This is a genomic window from Nocardia sp. NPDC056541 (assembly GCF_042794235.1).
Taxonomy (GTDB): domain Bacteria; phylum Actinomycetota; class Actinomycetes; order Mycobacteriales; family Mycobacteriaceae; genus Nocardia.
On record NZ_JBHTUD010000014.1, the window covers coordinates 26,840 to 45,498 of the forward strand.

22 protein-coding genes are annotated in these 18,659 nt (G+C 68.3%); 4 read left to right on the plus strand and 18 right to left on the minus strand.

Annotation, left to right across the window (positions count from 1 at the left end; genetic code table 11):
* The first annotated feature begins 4 nt into the window (after window positions 1-4).
* Complete coding sequence (gene folP / locus ACFQ9R_RS23780; RefSeq protein WP_378993360.1) at window positions 5-982, plus strand: dihydropteroate synthase; 978 nt, start codon at window positions 5-7, stop codon at window positions 980-982.
* Window positions 979-1,917: a glucosyl-3-phosphoglycerate synthase gene (locus ACFQ9R_RS23785; protein ID WP_378993362.1), complete on the plus strand. Its 939-nt coding sequence runs from the start codon at window positions 979-981 to the stop codon at window positions 1,915-1,917. Before folP ends, ACFQ9R_RS23785 begins: the two co-directional genes overlap by 4 nt.
* Window positions 1,918-1,973: 56 nt before the next feature.
* Here ACFQ9R_RS23785 and ACFQ9R_RS23790 read toward each other — a convergent pair whose 3' ends face one another.
* The 10 genes from ACFQ9R_RS23790 to sigE form a co-directional block, all read right to left on the minus strand.
* Window positions 1,974-2,417: a DUF6640 family protein gene (locus tag ACFQ9R_RS23790; RefSeq protein ID WP_378993363.1), complete on the minus strand. Its 444-nt coding sequence runs from the start codon at window positions 2,415-2,417 to the stop codon at window positions 1,974-1,976.
* A 1-nt stretch (window position 2,418) separates the two neighbouring features.
* On the minus strand, window positions 2,419-3,012 hold the full coding sequence (locus tag ACFQ9R_RS23795) for a TetR/AcrR family transcriptional regulator (RefSeq protein ID WP_378993365.1): 594 nt from the start codon (window positions 3,010-3,012) through the stop codon (window positions 2,419-2,421).
* A gap of 102 nt (window positions 3,013-3,114) precedes the next feature.
* A complete protein-coding gene (locus ACFQ9R_RS23800; RefSeq protein ID WP_378993367.1) occupies window positions 3,115-4,194 on the minus strand; it encodes an XdhC family protein in 1,080 nt (359 codons plus the stop codon).
* 100 nt (window positions 4,195-4,294) lie between these two features.
* Window positions 4,295-4,861, minus strand: a complete 567-nt coding sequence (locus ACFQ9R_RS23805; RefSeq protein ID WP_378993368.1) for a hypothetical protein — start codon at window positions 4,859-4,861, stop codon at window positions 4,295-4,297.
* A gap of 116 nt (window positions 4,862-4,977) precedes the next feature.
* Window positions 4,978-5,835 carry a hypothetical protein gene (locus tag ACFQ9R_RS23810; RefSeq protein ID WP_056813397.1) on the minus strand — a complete coding sequence of 286 codons (858 nt, stop codon included), beginning with the start codon at window positions 5,833-5,835 and terminating at the stop codon, window positions 4,978-4,980.
* A 191-nt stretch (window positions 5,836-6,026) separates the two neighbouring features.
* On the minus strand, window positions 6,027-6,446 hold the full coding sequence (tatB, locus tag ACFQ9R_RS23815) for a Sec-independent protein translocase protein TatB (RefSeq protein WP_378993370.1): 420 nt from the start codon (window positions 6,444-6,446) through the stop codon (window positions 6,027-6,029).
* 114 nt (window positions 6,447-6,560) lie between these two features.
* Entirely contained in the window at window positions 6,561-6,758 is a 198-nt protein-coding gene (locus tag ACFQ9R_RS23820; RefSeq protein WP_378993371.1) for a hypothetical protein, read from the minus strand.
* A gap of 105 nt (window positions 6,759-6,863) precedes the next feature.
* On the minus strand, window positions 6,864-8,426 hold the full coding sequence (locus tag ACFQ9R_RS23825) for a trypsin-like peptidase domain-containing protein (RefSeq protein WP_378993373.1): 1,563 nt from the start codon (window positions 8,424-8,426) through the stop codon (window positions 6,864-6,866).
* Window positions 8,427-8,436: 10 nt separating this feature from the next.
* The gene (locus ACFQ9R_RS23830) at window positions 8,437-8,805 is read right to left on the minus strand and encodes a hypothetical protein (RefSeq protein WP_378993375.1); all 369 of its coding nucleotides are present in this window, start codon (window positions 8,803-8,805) and stop codon (window positions 8,437-8,439) included.
* Between the two features lie 59 nt (window positions 8,806-8,864).
* A complete protein-coding gene (gene sigE / locus ACFQ9R_RS23835; protein ID WP_378638262.1) occupies window positions 8,865-9,527 on the minus strand; it encodes an RNA polymerase sigma factor SigE in 663 nt (220 codons plus the stop codon).
* 376 nt (window positions 9,528-9,903) lie between these two features.
* Here sigE and ACFQ9R_RS23840 point away from each other — a divergent pair, with 376 nt between their 5' ends.
* Window positions 9,904-10,536, plus strand: a complete 633-nt coding sequence (locus tag ACFQ9R_RS23840) for an O-methyltransferase (protein ID WP_378638264.1) — start codon at window positions 9,904-9,906, stop codon at window positions 10,534-10,536.
* Here the strand turns inward: ACFQ9R_RS23840 and glgC are convergent.
* Window positions 10,533-11,750 (minus strand): glucose-1-phosphate adenylyltransferase, encoded by a 1,218-nt coding sequence (glgC, locus tag ACFQ9R_RS23845; RefSeq protein WP_378993377.1) that lies wholly within the window; start codon window positions 11,748-11,750, stop codon window positions 10,533-10,535. The two genes, ACFQ9R_RS23840 and glgC, sit on opposite strands and share 4 nt — an antisense overlap.
* A 110-nt stretch (window positions 11,751-11,860) precedes the next feature.
* Between glgC and glgA the strand changes: the two genes are divergently transcribed.
* Window positions 11,861-13,027, plus strand: coding sequence for a glycogen synthase (glgA, locus tag ACFQ9R_RS23850; RefSeq protein WP_378993564.1), 1,167 nt, complete (start codon window positions 11,861-11,863; stop codon window positions 13,025-13,027).
* Between the two features lies 1 nt (window position 13,028).
* On the opposite strand, the gene ACFQ9R_RS23855 is transcribed toward glgA, so the two are convergent.
* The 7 genes from ACFQ9R_RS23855 to ACFQ9R_RS23885 form a co-directional block, all read right to left on the minus strand.
* On the minus strand, window positions 13,029-13,859 hold the full coding sequence (locus tag ACFQ9R_RS23855) for a putative RNA methyltransferase (protein ID WP_378993565.1): 831 nt from the start codon (window positions 13,857-13,859) through the stop codon (window positions 13,029-13,031).
* Complete coding sequence (locus ACFQ9R_RS23860) at window positions 13,856-14,023, minus strand: DUF3117 domain-containing protein (protein WP_011211259.1); 168 nt, start codon at window positions 14,021-14,023, stop codon at window positions 13,856-13,858. The genes ACFQ9R_RS23855 and ACFQ9R_RS23860 overlap by 4 nt, the downstream gene beginning before the upstream one ends.
* Window positions 14,024-14,129: 106 nt before the next feature.
* Window positions 14,130-14,762: a DNA-3-methyladenine glycosylase I gene (locus tag ACFQ9R_RS23865; RefSeq protein WP_378993379.1), complete on the minus strand. Its 633-nt coding sequence runs from the start codon at window positions 14,760-14,762 to the stop codon at window positions 14,130-14,132.
* Entirely contained in the window at window positions 14,759-15,079 is a 321-nt protein-coding gene (locus ACFQ9R_RS23870; RefSeq protein WP_378638270.1) for a DivIVA domain-containing protein, read from the minus strand. The genes ACFQ9R_RS23865 and ACFQ9R_RS23870 overlap by 4 nt, the downstream gene beginning before the upstream one ends.
* A gap of 37 nt (window positions 15,080-15,116) precedes the next feature.
* On the minus strand, window positions 15,117-16,253 hold the full coding sequence (locus ACFQ9R_RS23875) for an Mrp/NBP35 family ATP-binding protein (RefSeq protein WP_378993380.1): 1,137 nt from the start codon (window positions 16,251-16,253) through the stop codon (window positions 15,117-15,119).
* Between the two features lie 73 nt (window positions 16,254-16,326).
* Window positions 16,327-17,190 (minus strand): lytic transglycosylase domain-containing protein, encoded by an 864-nt coding sequence (locus ACFQ9R_RS23880; RefSeq protein WP_378993381.1) that lies wholly within the window; start codon window positions 17,188-17,190, stop codon window positions 16,327-16,329.
* Between the two features lie 96 nt (window positions 17,191-17,286).
* Window positions 17,287-18,651 carry a lytic transglycosylase domain-containing protein gene (locus tag ACFQ9R_RS23885; RefSeq protein WP_378993383.1) on the minus strand — a complete coding sequence of 455 codons (1,365 nt, stop codon included), beginning with the start codon at window positions 18,649-18,651 and terminating at the stop codon, window positions 17,287-17,289.
* Between the last annotated feature and the right edge of the window lie 8 nt (window positions 18,652-18,659).

Consider the following 18,659-nt stretch of genomic DNA (forward strand, 5'->3'; position numbering starts at 1 on the left):
TCGCATGAACATCGGTAACTCGTCGGGTACGCCCGGACCCCGACCAGAGAACGAACCGCCTGCCCGGAGCACCAGCAGTCGCGGTCCTGAGTTGTCGGCAGAAGTCCCGGGGAAGCGGACCGAGCAGACTTTTTGCGGACGCGAGGTGGCGACGGATCGCGCGTTGGTGATGGCGATCGTGAATCGCACGCCGGACTCGTTCTACGACCGTGGGGCCACGTTCAGTGACGAGGCCGCGATGGAACGGGTCTCGCGCGCGGTCGACGAGGGTGCCGATCTGGTCGACATCGGCGGGGTGAAGGCCGGGCCGGGTGTCACCGTCGACGCGACGGAGGAAACGCAGCGAGTGGTGCCGTTCGTCGCGGCGATCCGGGCGAAGTATCCGGACCTGTTGATCAGTGTGGATACCTGGCGTGGTGACGTCGCGCGGGCGGCGGTCGCCGTGGGCGCCGACCTGATCAACGACACCTGGGCCGGCGCCGACCCCGATCTCGTGCACGTCGCCGCCGAGACCGGTGCGGGCATCGTCTGTAGTCACACCGGTGGCGCCGTGCCGCGCACCCGGCCGCACCGTGTCCGGTATGCCGATGTGGTGGCCGAGGTGACCGCGACGGTGGTCGCCGCGGCCGAGAACGCCGCGGCCGCGGGGGTGCGAGCCGATGGCATCGTGATCGATCCCACTCATGATTTCGGGAAAAACACCTATCACGGGCTCGAGTTGTTGCGCGGAATCGACGGTCTTGTAAAAACCGGATGGCCAGTCCTGATGGCACTGAGCAACAAGGATTTTATCGGGGAGACTCTAGGGGTAGGTCTTACCGAAAGGGTCGAGGGCACACTGGCGGCAACCGCATGGTCGGCCGCCGCGGGCGCTCGGATCTTCCGGGTTCACGAAGTCGCCGAAACCCGGCGGGTCGTGGACATGATCGCCGCGATCCAGGGCATCCGGCCCCCCGCACGAACTCTGCGAGGTCTGGCATGAAAATCCAACACCGCGAGCCCGCCTGGGCCACTACCCACACATGGGACACCCCTGATTGGACGGTCGGCGAACTCGTCGCCGCCAAGGAGGGCCGCACCGTTTCGGTGGTGCTGCCCGCGCTGAACGAACAGGACACCGTCGCCGATGTCGTGGCCAGCATCCGGCCGCTGCTCGGCACGCTGGTCGACGAACTGATCGTGCTGGACTCCGGGTCCACCGACGCGACCGCCGAACGCGCACGCGCGGCGGGCGCCGAGGTGATCTCACGCGAGGAGGCCGTTCCCGAACTCGACCCGGTCCCCGGTAAGGGGGAGGTGCTGTGGCGGTCGCTGGCGGCCACCACCGGCGACCTGATCGCCTTCGTCGACTCCGACCTGATCGATCCCGACCCAGCCTTCGTGCCCAAGCTCCTCGGCCCGCTGCTGATGATGCAGGGCACCCACCTGTCCAAGGCGTACTACCGCCGCCCGTTACGTCAGGGTGAGTCGGTCGACGCCAACGGCGGTGGCCGCGTCACCGAACTCGTCGCCCGACCACTGCTGGCCGCTCTTCGTCCCGAACTGGCGCAGGTCCTCCAGCCGCTGGGCGGCGAATACGCGGGCACCCGGGAGCTCCTCACCTCGGTTCCCTTCGCCCCCGGGTACGGCGTCGAAATCGGTCTGCTCCTCGACACCTACGACACGATGGGCCTCGACGCCATCACCCAGGTGAACCTCGGCGTCCGCACCCACCGCAACCGCCCCCTCGCCGATCTGGGCGTTATGAGCCGCCAGATCCTCGGCACCGCCCTGCGCCGCAGCGGCGTCCCCGACTCCGGCGCCCCCCTCACCCAGTTCCCGTTGATCGAGGGTGAATTCATCGCCCACACCACCACGGTCTCCCTCGAAGACCGCCCGCCGATGAAAACCCTTCGCCCCGAACAAGTCGCGGCGTAGTCGTCCACCTCGGGCGTCGCCTCGGTCGGTGGACCGGGTGCGGTGCCCGAGGTGTGTCAGTCCCGATGACGCGCGCTGAGCGTGACGGCGACGGTCAGCAGCGCCAACAGGATCACCGCCAGCAACACCTGCGGATGCAGGCCGATGATCGTGGTGGCGGCGAACTCCGGATCGTGAACGGCGGTGCCGGGAAACAGCATTGCCGCCAGCAGGCCGAGCCACGGCGTGGCCAGGATCGCGCAGGCTGTCCACAAGCTCGTCCGGGTGGCATCGCGCCGGAGCAGCAGCGTCAACGCGAGCCCGCCGAGCAGGATCGACATGGCGATGTACTGGGCGTCGTGGAATTTCGCGTGCGGCGGCCACGCGTCGTTGCGCAGATGCTGTGCCGCTCCCGCCGGAATGATGAAATCCGCCAGCAGAGCGCCGAATACGGTGATGACCGCGACGAGCGCGACGAGAACACGCGGGGCGGAGAGGTTTCTGGAGACGACGGTCGTCATGTCACGAAGTTCCTTGCTGACGTAGGTGTTTCGGGGAGTGGGTGCGGAGGAAGTCGTCGAGGACATCACGCACATAGTCGAGGTCGAAAGTCCGGTTGGCGACCAGACGACGGAAGAACAGCGGACCGTGCAGCTGATCGAGCGCGAGGTCGACATCGAGTTCGGCAGGCAGATCCCCGCGGGCGACGGCTTCGGTCAAGGTCGTGCGCGCGGCCCGGGTTCCCGACCGGTACAGCGCCTCCTTGACCTGCGCGAATCTCGGGTCGACAGCGGCCCTTTCGATCATCACCCGCATGCCCTGCTCGGTGGCCGGTTCGTGCAGCATCGCGTGAGTGGCCGTCAGTTCGGTCAGTAGATCGGCGCGCAGATCCCCGGTCGGCTCCGGCTGCGCGAGGGTGATGTGCTGGGTCAGGGTGGCGCGAACCAGATCGGTCGGCTCCGGCCAGAGCCGGTACAGGGTGGCCCGGCTGATCCCGCTGCGCGCCGCGACGGCGCCGTGCGTGAGCCCGGCCAATCCCTGCTCGATCAATAGTTCGCGAGCCGAGGTGAGCGCGGTGTCACGACTGCGCACCGTTCGTGGATCGGGTGGTCGCACCGAACTCCTTCCGGACAATCTGTTTCAGAACTTTGAAACAAACTGTATCGAAATTATTCGCGGATGAACAGGGGCCGGGTTGTTCGTATTCTCGAGGCGGCGCTAATTCGGCCGACGGTGGATGGGGCCGTCGAGGTTCGCCAGGGGTTGTGCCGTCGTGTTTCCCCGGTCGGCGAGGATCTGGGCGAGGATGGAGACGGCGGTTTCTTCGGGCGTGTCGGCGGCCAGGTCGAGGCCGAGCGGGCTGCGGATGCGGGCAGTTTCGGCGGCGGTGAGGCCGGCATCGCGCAGGCGGACAGTGCGTTCGGCGTGCGCCCGGCGGGAGCCGAGTGCGCCGATGAATCCGACGTCGGGCAGGCGCAGGGCCGAAGCCAGCAGGGGGACATCGAATTTCGGGTCATGGGTGAGAACGCAGACGACCGTGCGACCGTCGACGCGGCCGGCCTCCTGTTCCGCGTCGAGGTAGCGATGCGGCCAGTCGACGACCACCTCGTCGGCTGCCGGGAAACGCGTCGGGGTGGTGAACGTCTCGCGGGCATCGACGACGGTGACGTGGTAACCGAGGTTCATCGCGGCGACGGTCAGTGCTCGGGTGTAGTCGTTGGCGCCGGCCAGGATCATCCGGGCGGGCGCGCGGAAGACCTGTACGAAGGTGCGGGGGCGGTCGGCTTGGGCCGGGGTGCAGTCCTGGGCGCCGACGAGGCCGTTGTGGCCTGCGGTGAGGAGGGCGGCGGCGTCGTGATCGAGGCCGCGCCATGGCGAGGAAGTGCCGGGGTACAGGAGTTTTCGGTCGGGGGCCGACTCCAGGGTCGTGGCGTAGGCGACCGGGCGGCGCGCGTCGAGCGCGGCGTGGAGTGCGCGCAGTGTGGGCAGGTCGGTGCGATCGAGGCGTTCGACGAAGACTTCGATCTCGCCACCGCACGGCAGGCCGACGGTGAGTTCATCGGCGGCGGCGAAACGCTCGAGGGTGGCGTGGCCGTCGAGGAGAACCTGGTGGGCGGCGGTGAGCACCGCCGATTCGACGCAGCCGCCGGACAGCGAGCCGAGGACCCGTCCGTCTGCGGTGACCGCCATCGCGGCCCCGGTTTCGCGCGGCCCGGCACCGGTCCGGTCGACGATCCTGGCCAGCGCGAGGGCCTGATCGGGGAGCACTTCGAGCACCTGCCCGAGCAGATCACGCATCGCGCACCGGCCTCTCCACGATCACCGTCCGGGCGTTGTGACCGTGCTGACCAGCCTAGCTATCTCCGGGCATGCTCGCGCGGCGAGCGGCCGGGAGTCGTCAGTCGAGGATCTCGCGCTGCTGGAGGCCGGGCGGCACGGCACCGGTGTGGAAGAAGTCGCGGAAGATCTCCACCGCGTTGTCGGCGGTGAACACCTCTTCCGGGTAGACGTAGGTGTCCTCGTCGCCGTGCGGGAGGTAAACGGTCGGCAGGCCGAGCCGTCCGCCGGGTAGGCCGAGGGTGAAGCGCCGGGTGACGTGATCGACCGTCCTGCGCAGCTGCAGCGTCATCGCGTCCGCCGAGCCGGCGCAACCGAGCGCGAGATCGCCACGCGCCGAACTCACCGAGGTGGTGACCTCGGTGGCGGGCACCGGTTCGGGCAGCACGGTCAGATCGAGCGCGTAACGCTGATGACCGTCCATCCGGCGCAGGGGGCGCAAGAAGCTGTCCACGTCCTCGTGCGGGCCGATGAAGACCTTCAGCCGGTCGCTGTAGGTGATGCGATGGGTGGTGACGATGACGTCGCCGCTGGCCGGCCCCGCGTCGAAGGGCGGAACGGGCCTTGGGTGACCACTCGCGTGCACGGGCAGAACCCGGCATGCGCCGGCCTCAGGAGACGAGAACATCTGATGCTCACCTACTCACACTCGGTTACTCGCTAGCAATCTAACCATCGCGGGCGACTTGTGATCCATAACAGTACAGTGATGCAGATCACCAAGTATGGCAAGTTTAATTCAGACTATGGACGAACCCGGGTCGTAGCCAACTTGGGGTCTGTTTCATGCCGGTATACCGGGGTGAGTAGATCCGCATCAACTGGTTCGCCGGTTGCGCGGTCGTATCGGACCGCGATGAGAACAGAGAAAAGATGACTGCTCGCGCGCTCGTGCAGGGTCGCCAACCGGGTCGCCAGCAATCGGATCGCACCCAGCGAGCCGGGCGGGTGCAGCCCGTCGATCAGCATGATGCTGCCGCGGCGGTCGGGCCGGGGCAGCCGGGCGAGGTAGGCGATGTCGTGGGGTTCGGTGCCGCCCGGCCGGTACACGCGGCGCGCGGCCCTGTCCTCGATGCCACGCCGGGTATCGCCCGCACGGGTGACGGTGCGGCGCAGGCGGGGATCGGCCACCACCAGCTGACGCAGGCTCGGCGAGAGCTCGGGCCCGCCGAGAATCACCAGCCCGTCGCGATTGAGGTCGATCGGCCTGCCCGGCATGAACGTCTCGACGTTCGCGGCGAAGCCGAGCTGTCGCAGGAGCTCGGCCAGGCGTTGGGCGGCTTGTGGGTCGGGTGCGCCGAGCAGCCTGCCGGAGCGGACCTCGGGGGCGAGCACGGTCAGCGTGCCGTGCCCGAAGAACAGTCCCTCGGGCACGGGGCCCTGGGTGCTCACCTGGTGGATACGCGCACGCGACAATCCGGCGGCGGCACCGATCCGCGCGAACGTCCAGCCGTCGGCATGGAGTTCCCGGATCACGGCTCGCCGGATCCTCGTTAGTTCGTTGATGGTCTGCTGGGCAGCCGCCACCCCGTCGGTGGCTGCTTTGAGTCTCTCGACCTTGTCTTCGATCGCGAAAACTCGTGCCACGTCATCGGCCGACATGTGCGAAGTCTAGACAGCTCGACAGCGTTGTGTGTCTATATCGGTTGACATCGAACTGTCTTGCGAGACAACGGTCTCGGACGCGGATTGTCGGCAAATCACAGACGGGCGAGGTCGCCGCCGCAGTGTTCGGCCGGCGCGACCTCGTAGCAAATGCCGACCGTGCGGTGTGTTCCCTGGTCCGGGGCGTGCTAGGTCGCGTCGTAGTCGACCGGGGGGCGCTCGTTGCGCTCCAGCGACTTCTGCGGCTCGGGCTTGGCCGGGGTGCCGGGCATGCCGCTACTGGTGCCGAACAGTTGCTGCTTGTCGGGCACCGCGCTCTCCAGATCGCGCAGCACCGAGTCGTCACCGCCCAGCAGGTGCTTGGTGACCACGGCCCGCGGACTCATCCCGCGCAACTCGTTCAGCTCCGCGAGCGGTTTGCGCAGGTCGTCGAACTCCGGCCCGAGTTCCTGCTTCAGCTGGGACGTGGCGCCGCTGGCGTAGTCGCGCGCCTGGCGCAGCGCCCCCGTGGTCCAGCGGACGGCACCGGGCAGTCGCTCCGGGCCGAGGATCACTAGGGCGGCGACGAGCAGAATCATCATCTCGCTCCACCCGATGTTGCTGAACACAGATCTCAGACTACCGGTTGCCGGACGCCGGTACCGGAATGAGGTGATTGCGCCCAAACGAACAACAAATGCCAGGTGGCCTATCGACCACCTGGCATTCGGATGAAAATACTTCTACGTGGGATACACCACGATCTTGCCGTGGTGCGGTCCGTTGTAGCAGTATTCCTGACCGTCTGTCGCCACCGCCGTCTTCCCGCCGGTTTGCTGGCAGACGAACCAGTCGACGTACTGGTCGTTGGTTTCCGCTGCGGCCGGCGCCGCCAACGCTGCGGCAAGCGCGACCATCGCGATCGAAGATCCGATTGACAATTTGACGAGACGAAGCATCGTCACCCTCCCCAGGTAATTCCGAATCGAACGCCCCCGAGTCTATGTCGTACGACTACTGTTGCGCCAGAAAGAATTTCGGCAGGGTTAATCGGACTCCAGGGTCACCGGCACATCCACTTTGCGGCCGTCCCGAATGAGCTGGACGATCACGGTCTGATTGATCTGATGCGACTGCTCGGCCACTGTGAACTCATCCGCGCTCGTGACCTCACGGTCGCCGACCCGAACGATCACGTCACCCTCGCTGATTCCCGCCCGCCCGGCAGGGCCGTCGGGGGCGACATCGGCAACTTGGGCGCCGCTGGTGACCTCGTTGGCGACAGTCTTCGTGCGGACCGCCAGGCGCATGGTCGGGTGGTGCATCTGGCCGTCGCGGATCAGGGTCTGGGTGACGGTGGTCATCACGTCGACCGGGATGGCGAAGCCGAGGCCCACCGAACCGCCGGTCTCGCTGCGGATGGCGGTGTTGATGCCCACCACGCGGCCCTGCATGTCGACCAGCGCGCCACCGGAGTTGCCCGGGTTGATCGCGGCGTCGGTCTGGACGGCGTCGATCACCGCGTTGGTGTCGCTGCCCTCGCCCGCGAGCTTCACGGGACGGTGCAGGGCGCTGACGATGCCGGACGTGACGGTCTTGCTCAGGCCCAGCGGCGAACCGACCGCCAGCACGTCGTCGCCGACCTGGACGTCGGCGGACTTGCCGAGATTGGCCACGGTCAGGTTCTTCGCCTCGACCTTGAGCACCGCGAGGTCGGTCTTGGGATCACGGCCGACGATCTGCGCGGGCACCCGGGTGCCGTCGGAGAACTGCACCTGGATGGCGGCCCGGTTGGACTTGTCGGTCGCGGCCATCGAGATCACGTGATTGTTCGTGACGACATACCCGCCGCCGTCGATCACCACGCCGGAACCGGTCGCGCCGTTGTCGCCGACGGTGACCCGGATCGACACCACCGAGGGCAGCACGGCATTGGCGACGGCGGCGATCTGACTGTGCGGAGTCTCGACACCCGCGCTCTGATCGAGGGTCACCTTGCGTGAGGTGAGCGTGGACGCGGTCTCCGCGGTGACGCGGCCGACGAGGCCGCCGATCACGGCGATGCCGAGCGCCAGCGCGGCCAAGATCGCGAGCGCCTTGGGCGCCACCCGCGAACCGAACAGCACCTCGCGCGCGCTCAGCTTGTCCGCGACAGGCAGCCGGGCGGGCGGGGGAGTGTCGACGGCGGGCGAACCGAGCCTGGCCGCCGCGTCGGGGTCACGCCACGGATCCACCGGACCCGCGACGACGGTCTTCGGCTCGTCGGCGCCGGGCTCGCGCTGCAGCAGCTCCGAGGAGCCCTCGGGCCGGGCGAACGCCTCGGCGAGCACGCCGTCGGGCGGGCGCTGGACGATTCCGTCGTCGGCGCCCTTACCGGCCGCGCGCTGCGGGTCGTGCGGTGCGAACGAACCGGCTTGGCCGTTCGGGCGGCGGAACGCGCGCGCGGTGTGGCTGTCGATGTGCGGCCGGTAGACCGGGCGCGGGCCGAGGTTCGGCGCGTCGGAAGGGCGCAGGGTGCCCCGCGCGTCCGTGCGTGCATCCGCCCTGGGTGATTCAGCCCCCGAATCCGAGTGGTCGGCCGATCCGGAATTCGTCGATTCGCCTGTCACGTCGCAGACTCTACTTGCGCCGCCACGTTGTCCACCGGGTCGCGGTGAAGGAATCTGTGATGAATCCGAGAAATGCCTCGTTACGGCGTTGCGGTTGGGGTGCGTTGCCGGGGAGGTCGGCCAGCGGAATGCGCGAGAGACTGTCGTGCAGGCTGCGCGGAATCGCCACCTCGGCGGCGCGGCGCAGCGCGATCCGCGCCTGCTGCTGGGCATCGACCTCGGCCGCGCACTCGGGGCAGACCGAAAGATGCTGGGCGGCGCGCAGATACGCGTTCATCCGCAGTTCGCCGTCGACGAAGGCCGCGACTGCCTCACTGGCCAAGTGCTCGGTGGGCTGAAAGCGCGGCGGGCGACCTGCGGCACTGGGGTCCACACTCATGCGGATTTCTTCCTTCCGACCGACATCACCTGAGCCACCGGGTGACGTCGGAACACCCGTCACACCGATGGGGCTTCAGCGGAGTACCGCTGCTCACTTCCATTATGCGCAAGGTACTCGCGCAGTGCCTGACGCCCGCGATGGATCCGGCTGCGCACGGTCCCCAGTTTCACACCGAGCGTGGCGCCGATCTCCTCATAGGACAGACCCTCGATGTCACACAGAACCACGGCGGCACGGAACTCCGGCGCCAGCGAATCCAGTGCTTTCTGCAGGTCCGGGTCGAGACGGGAGTCGTGGTAGGCGTCCTCGGGGGTCGGCCCTTCGGCGGGCACCCGGTCGTAGTCCTCGGGCAGCGCTTCCATCCGGATGCGGTTGCGGCGGCGGACCATGTCGAGGAACAGGTTGGTGGTGATGCGGTGCAGCCAGCCCTCGAAGGTGCCGGGCTGGTAGTTCTGCAGCGAGCGGAACACCCGGATGAAGGTGTCCTGCGTGAGGTCCTCGGCGTCCTGGGCATCGCCGGAGAGGCGGTAGGCCAGGCGATAGACCCGGTCGGCGTGTTCGCGGACGAGTTCGTCCCAGGACGGCATGGCGGCGCGATCGCCGGTCGCGTCGAAAGCGGCGGTGCCGGTGAGTTCGGCGTCGAGTTCTTCGGCTTCTGCCGCGATGAGATCAGCGGGCAGAGTCTGGTCGGTGGCGTCTTGACGCGCCGTGTCTACCATCGGGATGGGACACCTCCTACTCGGGACCGCTGGCACGAAACCTTGCTGGTCCGGGTCAGCGAACCTTGCTTACCGACAATCAACCAGCAACTGTGTGTGGTTGTTCCCGAGCCTCGTGCCCGCCGCGATCGGCTGGCCTTGCGTAGGGCAACTATTTCCTGCGCTGATATGGGTCAGGTGTGGAGATCCTGAGTGTGACCTGAGAATTCTGGTCGGACTCGAGCCTAGTCCCGCCGGCAACGGAGAACCAGCAGTTCGGGGACTGTTGTGACCGATCCGCAAACCTTCGGCAATTGTTCGGGATCTGTGCGACACAGTGCCGGATCCGTCCCTTTGCTGAATACACATACCCCTCCGGTGGCTTAGCCTCATAGCTGTGGCATCGAACGTGGAGCGGAACCTGGCCTATGTGGAGGAGTCCGTCGTCGAGGACGAGGTCCTTCTCGAAGCGCGTGAGCGGGCCACCGAATTGGGTGCCGCGCCGGTGCCCGCGGCGGTCGGCGCGCTGCTGAGCATGTACGCGCAGATGCTGGGCGCGCGCTCGGTGGTAGAGGTCGGTACCGGAGCGGGCGTCAGCGGGCTGTGGCTGCTCGACGGGATGCGGGAGGACGGGACCCTGACGACGATCGACTCCGAGCCCGAGCATCAGCGCGCGGCCAAGGAGGCGTTCCGGACCGCCGAGATCACCCCGTCGCGCACGCGCCTGATCAACGGACGCGCGCTGGACGTGCTGCCCCGGCTGGCCGATGGCTCCTACGACCTGGTCTTCATCGACGCGGCGCCGATGGAACACCCCCACTACGTAGAACAGGGCGTGCGGCTGCTGCGTGCGGGTGGTGCGTTCATCCTCAACAACGCGCTACTCGGCGGGCGAGTGCCCGACCAGGAACAGCGTGACCCGGCGACGCAGGCCGTGCGCGCGGCGACCAGGGCGATCGCCGAGAACCCCGAGCTCACCAGCGTGCTGATCCCGATCGGTGACGGTCTGCTCTGCGCCTCGCGGGGCTAACCGACCCAGATCCCCTTGCCGACGGTGACCACGCCGCCGTTGCTGACGGCGAAACGCTCGCGGTCACGGTCGAGATCGAGGCCGATGATCTCGCCCTCGCCGACCACCACGTTCTTGTCCAGGATCGCGTGGCGCACCACCGCGCCACGCCCGATCCGCACACCGGGCATCAACACACTGCCCTCGACTGTCGCGCCGTCCTCGATCACCACGTTCGAGCTCAGCACCGAATTGCGGACCGTGGCCGCCGACAGGATCGAGCCTGCCCCGACGATCGATTCCTGGGCGAGCCCGCCCTGCGCGAACTTCGCCGGCGGCAGGTTCTCCGCCGCGCCGCGAATCGGCCAGTGCTTGTTGTAGAGGTTGAAGACGGGGTGCACCGAGACCAGGTCCATGTGCGCCTCGTAGAAGGCGTCGATGGTGCCGACGTCGCGCCAGTAGCCGCGGTCGCGTTCGGTGGCGCCGGGGACGTCGTTGTCGGCGAAGTCGTAGACGGCGGCCTTGCCGTCGGCGACCAGCTTCGGGATGATGTCGCCGCCCATGTCGTGGTCGGAATCGGAGTTCTCGGCGTCGGCGCGGATGGCGTCGACCAGCACGCGGGTGGTGAACACGTAGTTGCCCATCGACGCGAACGTCACGTTCGGGTCGTCGGGGGTACCCGGCGGGTGCGCGGGCTTCTCCAGGAACTGGGTGATCTTGCCGGACTCGTCGGAGTCGATGCAGCCGAACGCGCTGGCCTCGGCCCTCGGTACCCGGATCCCCGCGACGGTGACGCCGGCACCCGAGGCGATGTGGCTGGCCACCATCTGTTCCGGATCCATCCGGTACACGTGGTCGGCGCCGAACACCACGATGTAGTCGGGATCCTCGTCGTAGATCAGGTTGAGCGACTGCATGATCGCGTCGGCGCTGCCGGTGTACCAGCGCGGCCCGAGACGCTGCTGGGCGGGCACCGGGGTGATGTACTCACCGGTGAAGCCGGACAGCCGCCAGGTCTGGGAGATGTGGCGATCGAGTGAGTGCGACTTGTACTGGGTGAGCACGCACAGGCGCAGGTATCCCGCGTTCACGAGGTTGCTCAACACGAAGTCGATGAGCCGGTAGGCGCCACCGAACGGAACCGCCGGCTTGGCGCGGTCGGCCGTGAGTGGAAACAGTCGTTTGCCCTCGCCACCGGCGAGCACGATCCCGAGTACGTGCGGCTGGCTCCTCACCCTGCTCAAAGTACAGGGCCAGCGAGGTTACGGTGGCCCATGTCGACCCGAGGGTCTAATTTGGACCGGTGAGTGATGGCACCGACAGCGAGCAGACTCCAGCGCAAGCGCTGCGGGTGGCGATGCTGACCCGGGAGTATCCCCCCGAGGTGTACGGCGGTGCGGGAGTACATGTCACCGAACTCACTTCCCGATTGCGTGAGCTCTGTGACGTCACCGTGCACTGTATGGGCGCGCCGCGCGCCGGTGCTGTGGTGCATCGCCCCGACCCCGAGCTGTACGCCGCCAACGCCGCGCTGCAGATGATGTCGGCGCAGCTGCGGATGGCCGACGCGGCCGGCGGCGTGGACGTGGTGCATTCGCACACCTGGTACGCGGGCCTGGCCGGTCATCTCGCCGCCATGCTGTACGGGATCCCCCATGTGCTCACCGCGCATTCGCTGGAACCGCGCAGGCCGTGGAAGGCCGAGCAGCTCGGTGGCGGGTATCGGCTGTCGTCGTGGTCGGAACGCAACGCGATGGAGAACGCCGACGCGGTGATCGCGGTCAGCGAAGGCATGCGCCACGATGTGCTCGACGCCTATCCCGCGATCGACCCCGATCGAGTTCATGTGGTGCACAACGGTATCGACGCGAGCGTGTGGCACCCCGGCCCGCCCGCCGCCGACGAGGCGCCGGTGCTCGAGCGGCTCGGCGTGCGCGCCGACCTGCCGATCGTGTCCTTCGTCGGGCGGATCACCCGGCAGAAGGGCGTCGGGCACCTGCTCGCCGCGGCCGCCTCGTTCGCCCCCGACATCCAGGTGGTGTTGTGCGCGGGTGCGGCCGATACCAAGGAACTCGAGGTGGAGGTCGCCGCCGCCGTCGACGGATTGCAGCGGCAGCGCGGCAACGTCTTCTGGGTGAAGGAGATGCTTCCCGCCGAGCAGGTCCGCCAGATCCTGTCCGCCTCGTCGGTCTTCGTGTGCCCGTCGGTGTACGAACCGCTGGGCATCGTGAATCTGGAGGCGATGGCGTGCGCGACCGCCGTCGTGGCCTCGGATGTCGGCGGGATTCCGGAGGTGGTCGACGACGGGGTCACCGGGCGTCTGGTGCACTACGACCCCGAGGCGACCGGGGAGTACGAGCGCGCGCTCGCCGCCGCGGTGAACGAGGTCGCGGGGGATCCGGCCTTGGCGGTGCGCTACGGCGAGGCCGGGCGGGCGAGGGCGATCGCGGAGTTCGACTGGGCGCGGATCGCCGAGCACACGCTCGACGTGTATCGGAGTGTGTTGCGCTAGGTCAGTGGTTCGGCAGATAGGTCGACACGGTGACCGACGCCGTCACTTCGGTGGTGTCCGAGAGTGCCGCGATGCGTGGATCGTCGGCGGGGGTGCGGTGGAAGGCCGACGGGCCCATCGCGACGACACGGGTGACATCGGTGCGCGACAGCTTCATCGGAAACTCGACGAGGGTGTGCTCAGCACGGGCGAACGCGCCGGCGAGCGAGTCGGCCAGGCGCCGATCCTTGTCCGGATCGACGCCCACCATGCCGAGGGGGCCGATCAGTTCGCCCAGATGACGCGCCGTGGGAGTGACGACGACGAAGCGTCCGCCGGTCGCGAGGACGCGGGCGACCTCGGCGGGGTTGCGCGGGGCGAACACCGAGAGCACGCCGGTGACGGCGTCCTCGCGCAGTGGCAGGCCACGCCAGGCGTCGGCCAGCACGGAGGCCGCACGCGGGTGCGCCCGCGCGGCGCGGCGGGCGGCGGGCTTGGCCACGTCCAAGGCGATGCCGAGGGCATCGGGATGCGCGTCGAGCACGTCGGCGAGGTAGTAGCCCGTGCCCGCCCCGATTTCGAGCACCGTCGCGGCGGTGTCGAAGGCACGAACGATCGCCGCGGCGATCGGGGCGAAATGGCCCGCACCCTGGAAAGCGGCGCGGGCGTCGAGCATGTCGGCGGTGTCGCCGGTCATTTTCGTCGATGCGCCGGTCAGCAGTCCCACATAGCCCTGGCGGGCGATGTCGAAGCTGTGACCGGTACCGCATCGCAGCGCACGATCGTGCGGTTGCAGCTCGTCGCCGCACTCCGGGCAGGCCAGAAGTGCGGCGACCTCGGTCAGCGCATTCAGCTGGTGACGCTCTTCAGTTCGTCACCGAGCGCCGCAGCCTCGTCCGGTGTGAGTTCGACGACCAGACGCCCGCCACCCTCGAGTGGAACCCGCATGACGATTCCACGACCTTCCTTGGTTGCTTCGAGGGGACCGTCCCCGGTACGGGGCTTCATGGCCGCCATCCTCTGCTCCCTCCAGATCTGCGCGGTGGTTCTGCGCACTGTTTTCTCGTCTGCCGGTTGTCGCCAACCAGCGGGCTCGCCGGGTGTTCGGCGGGCCACACCGGTCCTATTCTTCCCTATTGCCGTCGCGGGCGGACACCTGAGTGCGAAATGTGACTGCGGAGTCGGTTCCGTTCGGTACCGCTGTCACCCAGCAAACATCCAGGTGATCGTCCACCATGCCGGTTGCCTGCATGAGGGCATACGCCGTCGTCGGACCGACGAAAGCGAACCCTCGGCGCTTCAATTCCTTTGCCAGAGCAATGGATTCGGGTGTGGTGGCGGGCACATTCTCGATCGAGGCCGGCCGTGGGCGTGGCGCGGGTGCGAACGACCACAGCAGCTCGTCCAGGCTCACCGGCAGGTCGCGAGCAACCCGGGCGTTGTTGATCACCGCGTCGATCTTGGCGCGGTTTCGCACGATGCCCGCGTCGGCCAGCAGCCGCGCGCGGTCGTGATCGCCGAACTCGGCGACCTTCGCGATCTCGAAACCGGCGAACGCGCTGCGGAAGGCGGGCCGCTTACGCAGGACGGTGATCCAGGCCAGCCCGGACTGGAAGGCCTCGAGGCAGAGCCGTTCGAACATGGCGTCGTCACCGTGCAGGGGCTGACCCCATTCGGTGTCGTGGTAATCGCGGTACAGCTGCGAGCCGGTCGACCAGTCGCAGCGCACGAGGCCGTCGTCGGCGAGCTCGCTCACCCGCGATCCTGGCCCGCCGCCACCTGCGCCTGCCACTGCCGAGCCTGCGCCAGCTCGAACTCGAGTTCGTCGATCCGCTCGGCCAGCCTGCCCAGCGCCCAGTCGACCTCGCCGGCCTTGTACCCGCGCACCACCTGCTGGAATCGCAACGCCCGCACATCGGCCCCCGTGACGCCGTCGGCGGGCAGCACGGTAGCGGTGGTCCCCTCGGGTAACGGCCCGAGCTCCTCGGACCGCCCGAATACCGCACTGGCGACAAGGAACAGCATCGCCGCGACCAACCCGACGATGAGCACGTATAGAAGCAGCGTCAGCATGAAGCCAGCCTAGGCAACGCCACTGACAAGTCCCGAATCAGAGATGACGGGTGGTATCGATTCCCAGTGACATGCCTGCCAGGCCGCGCTTGCGGACGGCGAGTTTGTCGGCGATACCGAGCAGGGCGACGGCGGCGGGGTTCGCCGGGTCGGAGAGCACGATCGGGTTGCCGTCGTCGCCGCCTTCGCGCAGGGCCTGCTCGATCGGGACCTGGCCGAGCAGCGGCACATTCGAGCCGACGGCGCGGGTGAGGCGGTCGGCGACGACCTGGCCGCCGCCGGAGCCGTACAGCTCCATGCGTGAACCATCCGGCAGGTCGAGCCAGGACATGTTCTCCACGACCCCGGCGATGCGCTGGCGGGTCTGCAGGGCGATCGCACCCGCACGCTCGGCCACCTCGGCGGCGGCGATCTGCGGGGTGGTGACGACCAGGATCTCGGCGCTCGGGATGAGCTGGGCGAGGGAGATCGCGACGTCGCCGGTGCCGGGCGGCAGGTCGAGCAGCAGCACGTCCAGGTCGCCCCAGAACACGTCGGCGAGGAACTGCTGCAGTGCGCGGTGCAGCATCGGACCACGCCACACCACGGGGGTATTGCCCTGGGTGAACTGCGCGATCGAGATCATCTTCACGTCGTGCGCCACCGGCGGCATGATCATCCGCTCGACCTGGGTGGGCTTGGCGTCGGAGCCGAGCATGCGCGGGATGGAGTGGCCGTAGATATCGGCGTCGAGCACACCGACCGACAGTCCACGCTGGGCCAGCGCGACGGCGAGGTTGGCGGTGACGCTGGACTTGCCGACGCCGCCCTTACCGGAAGCCACCGCGTAGACGCGGGTCAGCGAGCCGGGCTGGGCGAACGGGATGATCGGCTCGGCCGAATCGCCACGCAGCGACTTGCGCAGCTCGGTGCGCTGCTCATCGCTCATCACATCGAGATCGACGGTCACCGCCCCCGCGCCGTTGACATCCGCGACGGCCTTGGTGACCCGCTGAACGATCTCGGTCCGCAACGGGCACCCGGAGGTGGTCAGGTAGATCTCGATGTGCACGTCACCGCTGTCGGCGATGGCGATGGACTTGACCATCCCCAACTCGGTGATCGGTTTGCGGATCTCCGGGTCGTCGACCTTCGCGAGCGCCGCCCGCACATCCGCTTCCGTAATCACTGACATACCCCCGATGTTATGCGTCCCCGGATCGGTCGACGATCCGGGGACGACAGTCGCTGGCCGGTAGGCCCGCTTCCTAGTGGATTCGGGGGAGGTCCTGGGGCTTGGGGGCGAGGCCGCTGGAGTAGGAACCCGACCACGCCATCACGTTGGCGACGTAGGCCATCGAGTTGTTGTAGCGCAGGATCGCCTTCGACTGCTGGGAGAGGTCGCGCATGTTCAGGCCGCCGTCGCACAGGTAGCGGCCCGCGGTGAGGGCCGCGTCGAAGAGGTTCTGGGGGTCGGCGATGCCGTCGGCGTTGCCGTCGGCGGCGTAGCGGTGCCAGGTCTCGGGCAGGAACTGCATCGGGCCGATGGCGCGGTCGTAGCCGCCGAGGCCGTCGAGGTCGCCGCCGTCGGTGTCGTGGATGACATTGTTGCCGGAGAGGCTGCCGTCGAGGACGGGCCCGTAGACCGCCTTGATCGGGTTACCCTGCGCGTCGGCCTTGCCGTAGGCGTGGGTGGATTCGACGCGGCCGATGCCGGCCAGCAGCGACCAGGACATCCCGCAGTGCGGGTTCTCCACGGCCAGTTGCTGTTCGGCGGTCTGGTAGGCGGCAACGGCGATGCCCGGAATACCGAGCGGACCCGCGGGCAGATCGGCGGACGCGCGATCATCCGGCAGTGCAACGGTTTTCACGACCGGTGCGGCCGAGGGGGACTGGCGCGCTTCCGCGTGGACGATCTCGGCGATGTCGGCCTGGGGCGACGAGACCAGATCGGCCGTAGCCTCCGGCTCGGCGCCGGGCAGCAGGTCGTGCTCGACAGCTGCGTTGGTTGCCGTGGTCGCCTCGGTGGCGGCCGCTGTCACGGCTACCAGTCCAGCGGGGACCAATCCGGTCAGTGCGATGAGCGAGCTACGGCGAACTGTCGTAGCAGGCTGTTTCCGATGACGACCCACTGTGTGGTGCCCTCCTCAACCGTGTTGGATGAGAAGAGATTACCGCACCCGAGACCTTTTTGTTACCCCTCCGTGATCTGTATTTCGGTTTGATTTCTACGGGGCCGGTGCGGGGGCGGGCGGCAGCGGGATGACGATGCCGAACGGCAGCGTGATGCCGGGCTGCTGGGTGGGCGCCACCGGCGCGGGCTCGGCAGGTGCGGGCTCCTCGGCCGGGGCGACACCCGGTTCCGGTGTCTTCTCCGGTGTGGTGGGTGCCGGGGTCTCCGTGGGTGCGACCGTCGCCGGGGTACACGCGGCGGGCTCGACCACCGGCTGCTCGGGTGCGGCCGGATCCTTCGGCGCCGCAGCGCCGTAGGTCTGCTCGGCGGGCTTGTCGGCGGGCTGCGGCTCGGGTGCGAGCGGGTTCGGCATCTGCGCGGGCAGCGGTTCGCTCACGCACGTCTCGGGCGGTGCGACCGGCGCCGGGCAGAAGATCCCGCAGGGGATCGGCGGCAGACCGGGGAGCGTGATCATCACCTGTGTGGGCGTGGTGACCTTCGGCGTCGTCGGGGTGGGCGTGGTGGTGGGCGTGGGCGTGTTGGTCGAGGCCGCCAGCACATTGGGCGCCACCAGCGGACCGCTGCCCGGCGGGATGATCTCCGGCGAGATGGCCACCTGACTCGGCGCGCCGCCGGTCCGGTATGCCGCCGACCAGCTCAGCACGTTGGCCGCGTAGGACATCGAGTTGTTGTAGCGCAGCACCGCCCGCAACTCCTGGGCCGCCTCGCGCAGGTTCATGCCGCCCGAGCAGAGGTACTTGCCCGCGGCCAGCGCCGCGTCGAAGACATTGTGCGGGTCCGAGGCGCCGTCGCCGTTGCCGTCGGCGGCGTAGTGCGCCCAGGTGCTCGGCAGGAACTGCATCGGCCCGAGGGCTCGCACGAAACCGCCGTCGGCTTCCTTGATCACCTCGTTGCCGGGCAGGGTGCCGTCGAGCGCGGGGCCGAAGATCGGCGTCGTCGTCGTACCGGCGGCGTCGGTGCGGCCACTGCTGGCGTGTCCGGATTCGATCCGGCCGATGCCCGCGAGCAGGTTCCAGGTGAGCCCGCAGCCCGGCTGCGCGGATTCCATGGCCAGCTCGGCGTTGCGGTAGGCGGCGAGCACGATCTCCGGGATGCCGAGCGCGCCGCTGCCCGTTGGCAGCGAAATGCTTTGCAGTGGAACGGTTCCTGCGAAGGGTGCGGCGGTGTTGGCGTTGAGCGCGCGCAACCGGCGCGGCGCCTCTTGCGCGACCGGCAGCAGGCCGACGATCTCGGACGGATCGGTTTCGGGTGTGTCCTCGGCGGTGCTCGCCGTGGCCGCCAGCAGGGCCTCCGGTGCGGTCGGCGCGGTGCTCGGGTCGCTGGTGTGCACCCCGGACCCGGAGGCGACCAGACCTGCGACTACAAGGGCCGACATCGTTATCGGAGCAGAAATTCGCACGGCCACAC